Genomic DNA, 8,131 nt, shown 5'->3' on the forward strand with positions numbered 1-8,131 from the left:
CCTATAAAAAAGACCCAATAATTTTTAAATTATTGAGTCTTATATCAAAATTAATTCACTAAAAAACTGTATCGTTTTTTCAGGGCATTACAATTCTATTTCTTGATATCCTACATTCTGTAGCGTTTTATATCTTTTTTTACTATCGGGAATGATATTGATAGGAAAAGAGAAATCATCTAAGTTGATATTATGTTTCTCAATGGAACCTTCACATAAAGTAAGCTGTACTTGATCAGAGTTAATCTCTTCGAGAAGTTTCATAGTGTCAGTATCATCAAAGAGATGTTTTACTGCTTCTCCACAAATAATTAATTCTGCTTGATTGAGGTTTAAGTCTTTGTTGTCACTCAATGAATCTGCCGTTGTTAAAGCTTCTTCTAAATGTTCGGGGTTATTGACTTTCAGTACATAATTGGCCTCACCATATTTTCCATATAGTAGGGTTATGCTCATGAAAATAGAAGCTAGAACGACAACTGTTAAATGCCTTTCCATAGGTTTTGTTTGGTATTTGTTGTAATTGATTGGTGTGATAGGTTTTAGTTACGTAGCAAAGAGAAAACAAGTTGGTAAAAGAGGTGATTTTTAAGGTTTATTTGTTTAAACGATAATTGGCTATCATTCTTAGCACATAAAAAAGTCCTACCCTTGGGAGGGGTAGGACCATATATTTTCGATTTGGGGCTTACAATAAACCTAGTTTACGGGGTAAATACAACGGTATTCACCTTCGACTTAAGATTTGTGCTGGGATTACTCAGCAGCTTCTTCAGTTGACTCTTCTGAAGCGTCCTCTGCAGGAGCCTCTTCAGCAGCTTCTTCAGCTTGTTTTGCAGCTTCAGCAGCAGCAGCAAGAGCTTCAGCCTCAGCTTTTTTCTCAGCTTCTTCAGCAGCCTTACGAGCAGCAATACCTGCTTCTAATTCAGCTTTAACAGCAGCTTCAGCAGCAGCTTTCTTAGCTTCTAAATCAGCAGCATAAGCAGAAGATCTTTCTGACATCCAAGCGTCAAATAATTGATCTGCCTCTTCTTGTGTTTTTGCACCTTTGTTAACACCAACTTGAAGGTGTTTCTTGTACATCGCACCAGCTTTAGAAAGAACCATACGAGCTGTATCAGTTGGTTGAGCACCATCTAATAACCACTTAGCTGCAGCTGCAGGATCGATATCGATAGTTGCAGGGTCAGTGTTAGGGTTAAAAGTACCTAATTTCTCGATGAAACGACCGTCACGTGGAGCTCTAGCGTCTGCTACTACTACGTTGTAAATAGGTCTTCTCTTACGGCCACGACGTGCCAAACGGATTTTTACTGCCATTTTTTAAGCAATTTGTGTGTTGGAAAGGAACTCGTCCTTTATGACACAGTTAAACATTGAGGAAACACGTTCCCCTTAAAGCGGTGCAAATATAATAGATTGAAACTTAAAGTACTACAGATTTCTGTAAATAAAGACTTATCAAATTTTAATACTTGTCATTTATTTACAAATACACCTTACAAAATCATAATTTTATAGGCTTCCTTACTCACTTTTTTTAAACCTACACTTTATCAACTAACTTGCAGTCTCAAAGTTATAATTTAGATTACGTACATGAATCTCACATTAATTCTTATCATATTAAATGTTGGCATCAGTTATTATGCATGGCAAAAACCTGCACTATTAGATAAAATGATGATGCAACCTTATTTGGTGCAAAAGCAAAATCAATGGTACCGTTTTGTATCTTCCGCTTTTGTACACGGAAGTTGGATGCATCTCTTTTTCAATATGTTTACACTTCTCTTCTTTGGAAGTAATATTGATAGGCTTTTTAGTCAACTATTAGGAAATACCACTATGGGAGCTTTTGCTTATTTCGGCTTATTTATTTTAGGAGCAATTGTAGCTGATATTCCAACTTTTATCAAGCATAAGAATAATTATCATTATAGATCTTTAGGTGCTTCTGGTGGTGTTTCAGCCGTTATTTTTGCTAGTATTTTTTATTTACCAACAAATAATATATGCCTATGGGGAGTGTTGTGTTTTCCAGGATTTATATGGGGGGCTATTTATTTGATTTATACTAAATATCAAACCAATAATATAGATAGTAATATCAATCATTCCGCTCACCTATATGGTGCATTATTTGGGATTGTATATGCCATTGCAATTTGGCCTTCTTCAATATCTAACTTTATCAGAGAAATCGCCTCATGGAGTTTTTAGAGAAAATCCGTTTATCTGTCAAACATACGATCACTCACCGTATTTTAGTACCACTTCGTACCTTACTGAGGCAGGGGTTAACTCCATCTAAACTAGCTTGGAGCTTTGCAGTAGGATTATTGATTGGTTCGTCACCATTATTGGGCTTTTGTACATGGATTTGTCTAATTGCTGCTTCAGTTTTCAGACTGAATCAACTGGCAATACAGATTGCCAACTATGCTGTTTATCCTCTGCAAGTTCTTCTGATAGTTCCTTATATCGAACTAGGTTCATCATGGTTCGGAAAAAAAGCGGAAGGTGTGACTTTTGAAAAACTACAAGCGAGTATTGATGCAGGGTTGCTGGAAGGGTTAAAAGAGATAGGTGTATTAATGCTTCAAGGAGGTGCGGCTTGGCTTGTAGTTGCCGTTATTCTGGTATATCCAATGCAATTGATTTTAGAGAAAATATTTGATAAGATGTTAGCAAGAATGCAACATCTTGAAAAGGCAGAACAATAACAATGGACTTTTCAACCCAACTGATCAATTGGTATGAACAAAATAAAAGGGATTTACCCTGGAGACATACCAATGACCCTTATAAGATTTGGCTTTCAGAAATAATATTACAGCAGACTAGAGTACAACAAGGCTTGCCTTACTATGAGAAATTTTTAGAAAACTTTCCAACAGTAAAGGATTTTGCAGAAGCTGATATTGATAAAATACTTCATTTATGGCAGGGGCTTGGGTATTACTCAAGGGCCAGAAATATGCATAAAGCGGCCAATGAAGTAATGGAACAATGGGGAGGTCAATTTCCCGATAATTACAAAGACTTGTTGACCTTGAAAGGGGTAGGTAAATATACAGCGGCGGCTATTGCTTCTTTTGCATTTGGAGAAAAAGTAGCAACAGTTGACGGAAACGTATATAGAGTACTTTCCAGAGTTTTTGACATTAAAGAAGATATTGCATCAGGCAAAGGACAGAAAGTTTTTTCTGAAGTGGCCAATGATTTAATATCAGAAACCTCTCCCGACATTTTCAATCAAGCTTTGATGGAAATGGGAGCAATTCAATGTGTTCCAAAGAGTCCAAAATGTGAACCCTGTCCATTTGTTCAAGAGTGTTTGGCCAGGGAAAATAACAGCATTGGAAGCCTCCCTGTAAAACTCAAGAAAGTCAAGGTAACAGATCATTATTATCAATACCTTGTAGTAGAGTATAACGGGAAATTTATAATGAAAAAAAGAGAAGGAAAGGGGATTTGGAATGGACTTTATGACTTTCCATTGATTCATAATTCTGAGCAGGTCAATGAGCAGGTCAATGAGCTGGGCAAGGAGCAGTTAGAAGAACACACTTCATTAGTGCTTTCACTCCCAATTCATTACAAAAAGTCAGAGTCTTATAAACATATTCTTTCTCACCAAAGATTATATATCGATTTTTATCATATCACTTTAGAAAATGAAATTGATCTGTCAAATGGTCAGTTTGATTACAAATGGTATGATATTGATGCTATAAAAGCCATCGGAAAACCGATTATCATAGAGAATTATTTGTCGAAATATATTTATTAAGTATTTTGTTGTTTAGAAGAAAATCTTCACATTTTACATCATTATACTTAATGATTCATATTTTATTATTATCGAAATTTTAAACAAAAATGGCCGGAGTAAATAAAGTCATATTAGTAGGTAACTTAGGTAGAGACCCAGAAGTAAGACATCTTGAAGGAGGTGTTAGCGTTGCTACATTCTCTCTTGCAACAACAGAAAGCTATACTGACAGAGATGGTAACAGACAAAGTCAAACAGAATGGCACAATATTGTGATGTGGAGGGGTTTGGCAACTATTGCTGAAAGATATTTGAAGAAAGGTAGCAAAGTTTACGTAGAAGGTAAATTGACTACTCGTAGCTATGAAAAAGATGGTATCACTCGCTATGCTACAGAAGTGGTAGCTAGAGATATGGTGATGCTTGACAACAGACCAGAAGGACAAGAAGGTGGTTATGTGCCTCCAACTGCTGCAGATGCACCATCAGCTTCTGCTTCAGCTACTCCATCTGCTCCAAGTTCTAATGTTGCCGCTACGCCAACTCCTGATTTGAGTACAACAGACGGTAGTAACGACGACCTACCTTTCTAATAGATTTTTGATTTTAAGAAACATACATGGAAGGTGATCCTTTAATACCACTATTAGCGTTTATGCTCAATGAAATACCATTGGGTCCTTCGCTGATAGTGGTGCTTTTACTCATTACTTCTGGCTTGATTTCAGGCTCAGAAGTCGCTTTTTTTTCTTTAACCGCTGATCAGGTTAAAGCTTGCCGAGAGGACGATGATAATATCGGTAAAAGTGTTTTTGCACTTTTACAAAAACCCCAAGAGCTTTTAGCGACCATATTGATTTGTAATAATTTTGTCAATGTGGCGGTGGTCATGATCTCTACTTTTATTGCATGGCAAATTGCAGATCAGATCAATATTCCTCGAGATGGTATAGAGATTTTCATTTCGTTGACATTTGTAGTAACTGCATTGGTCGTATTTGTGGGTGAAATTGTACCCAAAATTTACGCAACAAACAATAGCTTGCTGTTTGCTAAAAAAATGGTGATTTTTTGGGTAGTCGCCATTAAGATCTTTAAACCCTTTGCCTACATGCTGACAAGTATGGGCAACTATATGGAAAAAGCTTTAGCCAAAAGAAATTATAACTTAGAAGTATCTGTTCAGGAAATTGATCAAGCAGTAAACCTTGCTACTGACCAATCTGATGATAAAGCCACTGAAATGCTGAAAGGTATTATTCGTTTTGGCTCCAAGACAGTAAAGCAAATCATGGTTTCAAGAACGGATATGAATGCTTTGGACAAGTCGATCAATTTTCATGAATTGATGGATACTATCAATAAATCACGTTTTTCAAGACTGCCGGTTTACATCGATACTATTGACTCCTTATTTGGAGTATTGTATATCAAAGACCTGCTTCCTTACTTGGATAAAAATGAACATTTTGAATGGCAGCGCATTGTGAGAAAGGACATTTATTATGTTCCTGAATCAAAGAAAATTGATGAATTGCTGAGAGATTTCCAAGAAAGAAGGGTACACATGGCCATCATTGTAGATGAATATGGAGGAACAACAGGTTTGGTTACTCTGGAGGATATCATAGAGGAAATAGTAGGGGAGATCAACGATGAGTTTGATGCAGATTTATTGGAAAATTTCCAGAGTGAGGATGCCTCCTTTATTTTTGATGGTAAAACATCTTTGATTGATTTTGAGAGAATGGTACTACTTGATCCAGATTACTTTGATAAAGTAAAAGGAGAGTCAGAGTCTTTAGGTGGATTGATGTTGGAATTACTTCAAGAAATGCCTTCAACAGGTAAAGAAATTGAATACAAAGGGATCACATTTACAATAAAGGCGGTGGATAAGAAAAGGATCAAAACTGTTCATGTGAGGTTCCATGATGAGGAACATATAAAAAGACTTCAAGAGGAGTTTAATGAGGAAGAGAATTAACAAACCTACTTTAACACTGTTATGAAATCATTTTTTCAACTAACAACAATATTTCTGTTTAGTTTCTTGATGTACGGTTGTGGTTCCACATCTGAAGAAGCTTATTTTCCAAAACCAAGAGGTTTTCATAGAATCGATCTGCCCAATCATGAATACAGTAAAGAGCAGTTCAATAAGAAAGACTTAAAAGATTATCCTTATTTATTTGAGGTTGCTTCTAATGCTGTCATTATACCAGATGAGTCATTTATGTCTGAACCGTATTGGATAGAAGTACGTTATCCTTCATTAAATGCCATCATTGATATTTCATACAAGAATTTGCCAAATTACGATTCATTGGTAGGTTATATCAACACTTCCAATACGTTGACTTTCAAACATGATGTTAGGGCGTCAGCTATTGATGAGTATGCAACAAAAACAGAGAAGGGATATTCTGCGGTTATGTATGAGATTGAAGGTGATGTACCAAGTCAATTCCAATTTTTTGTTACAGATTCAACACAGCATTTTTTCAGAGCAGCTTTATATTTTCCTACATCAACGCAAAATGATTCTTTAGCACCTGTCATTGAACACGTCAAAAAAGATATGTTGCATATGATGAACACTTTGGATTGGAAGAAGTAATCTATTAAACGGATTATCAGCCGAAGTCGTATTCGTTTCGGATTAAGAAACAAGCCACTTGAATTGTTTTTTGAAGGTATTTTAAACAGCCATCACTTTTGACGATGTAATTAAAAATATCTTGGTTTTGAAGTTCGGCAATAACTTCAACGTCTTCCTGTGCTGAGATCACAATAATTTTTACTTTTTTCTCAATTTTTTTGAGTTGGAAAATTAATTCCTGTCCATGAAAATCAGGAAGCATAAGGTCTGCCACCACTACATCAGAGGGAGATTCAGAGAACTTTTTTAGTAAGTCTGTTCCATTTTGAAAAAAAATAACCTCCACATTTTTGATTTGTTGCAAGGCGAGTCTCATTAACATGGTTTCTGTTGGGTTATCTTCTACAAAGTAAACTTTGAATAGTTTTTCTTCCATGAGGTTCTACTGTTTAGCGTAATCTTTATTTGTATTTTAATTGGGTTAACACTCAAAATTTGAGAGAAGTAGAGTAACTTTAGGTACCATTACATAAGTTACAAAAATTAGACAGACAATAATTATAACATTATGTGATATTTATGTATTCTTTCTACGATTCTTTTTAATCAGAATAGAATACAACTTTTTTTGTATTAAGTGTTAGAATAAATTATAACCTAAAATTATCCATTTAACTTTGTTCTAGTACTTATCATCAATCATATAAATACATAGACTTAAAGAGAATGAAAAAATATAGCATTATAGTAGCCGGTGGCAAAGGTACTCGAATGCAAAGCAGTACGCCGAAGCAGTTTATTGAGATCAATGGTCTTCCTATATTAATGCATACCATCAATAAATTTAAAGAAGCAGATAATTCCATTCAGGTGATTGTTGCATTGCCAAAAGCTGAAATACCAACATGGAATGCATTGGTAGAGCAACATAGTTTTACGACACCGCATCAAGTGGTAACTGGTGGTGATTCTAGATTTCAATCTGTAGACAATGCGTTGCAATATATTCCTAATCAGAATAACTGCTTAATTGCTATTCATGATGGTGTTAGACCTCTTGTCGATACTAGTGTCATTACTCAAAGTTATGTTGATGCTGAAGAGTATGGATCTGCTATTCCGACAGTAGCTATAAAAGAATCTATACGTAGAGTAACTGAAGAAGGGAATGAAATGGGGAACCGTGACGAGTTCAAATTAGTGCAAACACCTCAAACATTTAGAGGAGATATTATTTTCCCTGCCTTTGAAAATGGATATATTCCTTCGTTTACAGATGATGCAAGTGTAGCTGAATTTTCAGGGCATTCAATGCATCTATTTGAAGGTAATTATGAAAACATTAAAATTACAACGCCAGAAGATTTGAAGATTGGAGAGGCGTTGATCCAATAGGAAACTTATATTGAAAAGGTGTAATGCCCTGAAAAAACGATACAGTTTTTTAGTGAATTAATTTTGATATAAGACTCAATAATTTAAAAATTATTGGGTCTTTTTTATAGGTAGCCTTCAGTTTTTATTTCGCTACCGCGAGTTCCTCAAATTTATTGATGCAAAATTGATTCGCTTCGCTGTCAATTTCACCTCAATAAATTTCGAGGCTTATTGTGTGACTTTTACTGTCCGATAAGTCCTTCGTTTCTTACCTCTTGTTTTATGCATCTGAATAGGAGTTCTCATATAACATGACATGTGTGGTCTTATAAAGTTATATGTTTTTATACATTCTTTTAAATAGGCTTCAAATA

At 35.3% G+C, this 8,131-nt stretch carries 10 protein-coding genes; 7 read left to right on the forward strand and 3 right to left on the reverse strand.

Going from position 1 to position 8,131, the window contains the following annotated elements; translation table 11 throughout:
- Positions 1-87 precede the first annotated feature (87 nt).
- On the reverse strand, positions 88-498 hold the full coding sequence (locus AVL50_RS24100) for a hypothetical protein (RefSeq protein WP_172826913.1): 411 nt from the start codon (positions 496-498) through the stop codon (positions 88-90).
- Between the two features lie 258 nt (positions 499-756).
- Entirely contained in the window at positions 757-1,320 is a 564-nt protein-coding gene (locus AVL50_RS24105) for a 30S ribosomal protein S16 (protein ID WP_062619267.1), read from the reverse strand.
- A 279-nt stretch (positions 1,321-1,599) separates the two neighbouring features.
- Between AVL50_RS24105 and AVL50_RS24110 the strand changes: the two genes are divergently transcribed.
- The 6 genes from AVL50_RS24110 to gldD all read left to right on the forward strand — a co-directional run bounded on the left by AVL50_RS24110 (position 1,600) and on the right by gldD (position 6,398).
- Positions 1,600-2,223, forward strand: a complete 624-nt coding sequence (locus AVL50_RS24110) for a rhomboid family intramembrane serine protease (RefSeq protein WP_062619269.1) — start codon at positions 1,600-1,602, stop codon at positions 2,221-2,223.
- On the forward strand, positions 2,211-2,726 hold the full coding sequence (locus AVL50_RS24115; RefSeq protein WP_062619271.1) for a DUF2062 domain-containing protein: 516 nt from the start codon (positions 2,211-2,213) through the stop codon (positions 2,724-2,726). Before AVL50_RS24110 ends, AVL50_RS24115 begins: the two co-directional genes overlap by 13 nt.
- A gap of 2 nt (positions 2,727-2,728) precedes the next feature.
- Positions 2,729-3,796, forward strand: a complete 1,068-nt coding sequence (mutY, locus tag AVL50_RS24120) for an A/G-specific adenine glycosylase (RefSeq protein ID WP_062619273.1) — start codon at positions 2,729-2,731, stop codon at positions 3,794-3,796.
- A gap of 89 nt (positions 3,797-3,885) precedes the next feature.
- Positions 3,886-4,371, forward strand: coding sequence for a single-stranded DNA-binding protein (locus tag AVL50_RS24125; protein ID WP_062619274.1), 486 nt, complete (start codon positions 3,886-3,888; stop codon positions 4,369-4,371).
- 26 nt (positions 4,372-4,397) lie between these two features.
- Positions 4,398-5,765 carry a gliding motility-associated protein GldE gene (gldE, locus tag AVL50_RS24130; protein ID WP_062619276.1) on the forward strand — a complete coding sequence of 456 codons (1,368 nt, stop codon included), beginning with the start codon at positions 4,398-4,400 and terminating at the stop codon, positions 5,763-5,765.
- 21 nt (positions 5,766-5,786) lie between these two features.
- Positions 5,787-6,398 (forward strand): gliding motility lipoprotein GldD, encoded by a 612-nt coding sequence (gldD, locus tag AVL50_RS24135; protein ID WP_062619277.1) that lies wholly within the window; start codon positions 5,787-5,789, stop codon positions 6,396-6,398.
- Positions 6,399-6,414: 16 nt separating this feature from the next.
- Here the strand turns inward: gldD and AVL50_RS24140 are convergent, their stop codons facing one another.
- Positions 6,415-6,816 carry a response regulator gene (locus AVL50_RS24140; protein WP_062619279.1) on the reverse strand — a complete coding sequence of 134 codons (402 nt, stop codon included), beginning with the start codon at positions 6,814-6,816 and terminating at the stop codon, positions 6,415-6,417.
- 290 nt (positions 6,817-7,106) lie between these two features.
- Here AVL50_RS24140 and AVL50_RS24145 point away from each other — a divergent pair, with 290 nt between their 5' ends.
- Positions 7,107-7,775 carry a 2-C-methyl-D-erythritol 4-phosphate cytidylyltransferase gene (locus AVL50_RS24145; protein ID WP_062619281.1) on the forward strand — a complete coding sequence of 223 codons (669 nt, stop codon included), beginning with the start codon at positions 7,107-7,109 and terminating at the stop codon, positions 7,773-7,775.
- Positions 7,776-8,131 lie beyond the last annotated feature (356 nt).

The sequence above is a fragment of the Flammeovirga sp. SJP92 genome (assembly GCF_001583495.1).
Taxonomy (GTDB): Bacteria; Bacteroidota; Bacteroidia; order Cytophagales; family Flammeovirgaceae; genus Flammeovirga.

Bases quoted from the DNA above. Each gene is read 5' to 3' on its own strand.
- AVL50_RS24100 (WP_172826913.1), bottom strand. From the start codon at position 498: ATGGAAAGGCATTTAACAGTTGTCGTTCTAGCTTCTATTTTCATGAGC.
- AVL50_RS24105 (WP_062619267.1), bottom strand. From the start codon at position 1,320: ATGGCAGTAAAAATCCGTTTGGCACGTCGTGGCCGTAAGAGAAGACCT.
- AVL50_RS24110 (WP_062619269.1), top strand. From the start codon at position 1,600: ATGAATCTCACATTAATTCTTATCATATTAAATGTTGGCATCAGTTAT.
- AVL50_RS24115 (WP_062619271.1), top strand. From the start codon at position 2,211: ATGGAGTTTTTAGAGAAAATCCGTTTATCTGTCAAACATACGATCACT.
- mutY (WP_062619273.1), top strand. From the start codon at position 2,729: ATGGACTTTTCAACCCAACTGATCAATTGGTATGAACAAAATAAAAGG.
- AVL50_RS24125 (WP_062619274.1), top strand. From the start codon at position 3,886: ATGGCCGGAGTAAATAAAGTCATATTAGTAGGTAACTTAGGTAGAGAC.
- gldE (WP_062619276.1), top strand. From the start codon at position 4,398: ATGGAAGGTGATCCTTTAATACCACTATTAGCGTTTATGCTCAATGAA.
- gldD (WP_062619277.1), top strand. From the start codon at position 5,787: ATGAAATCATTTTTTCAACTAACAACAATATTTCTGTTTAGTTTCTTG.
- AVL50_RS24140 (WP_062619279.1), bottom strand. From the start codon at position 6,816: ATGGAAGAAAAACTATTCAAAGTTTACTTTGTAGAAGATAACCCAACA.
- AVL50_RS24145 (WP_062619281.1), top strand. From the start codon at position 7,107: ATGAAAAAATATAGCATTATAGTAGCCGGTGGCAAAGGTACTCGAATG.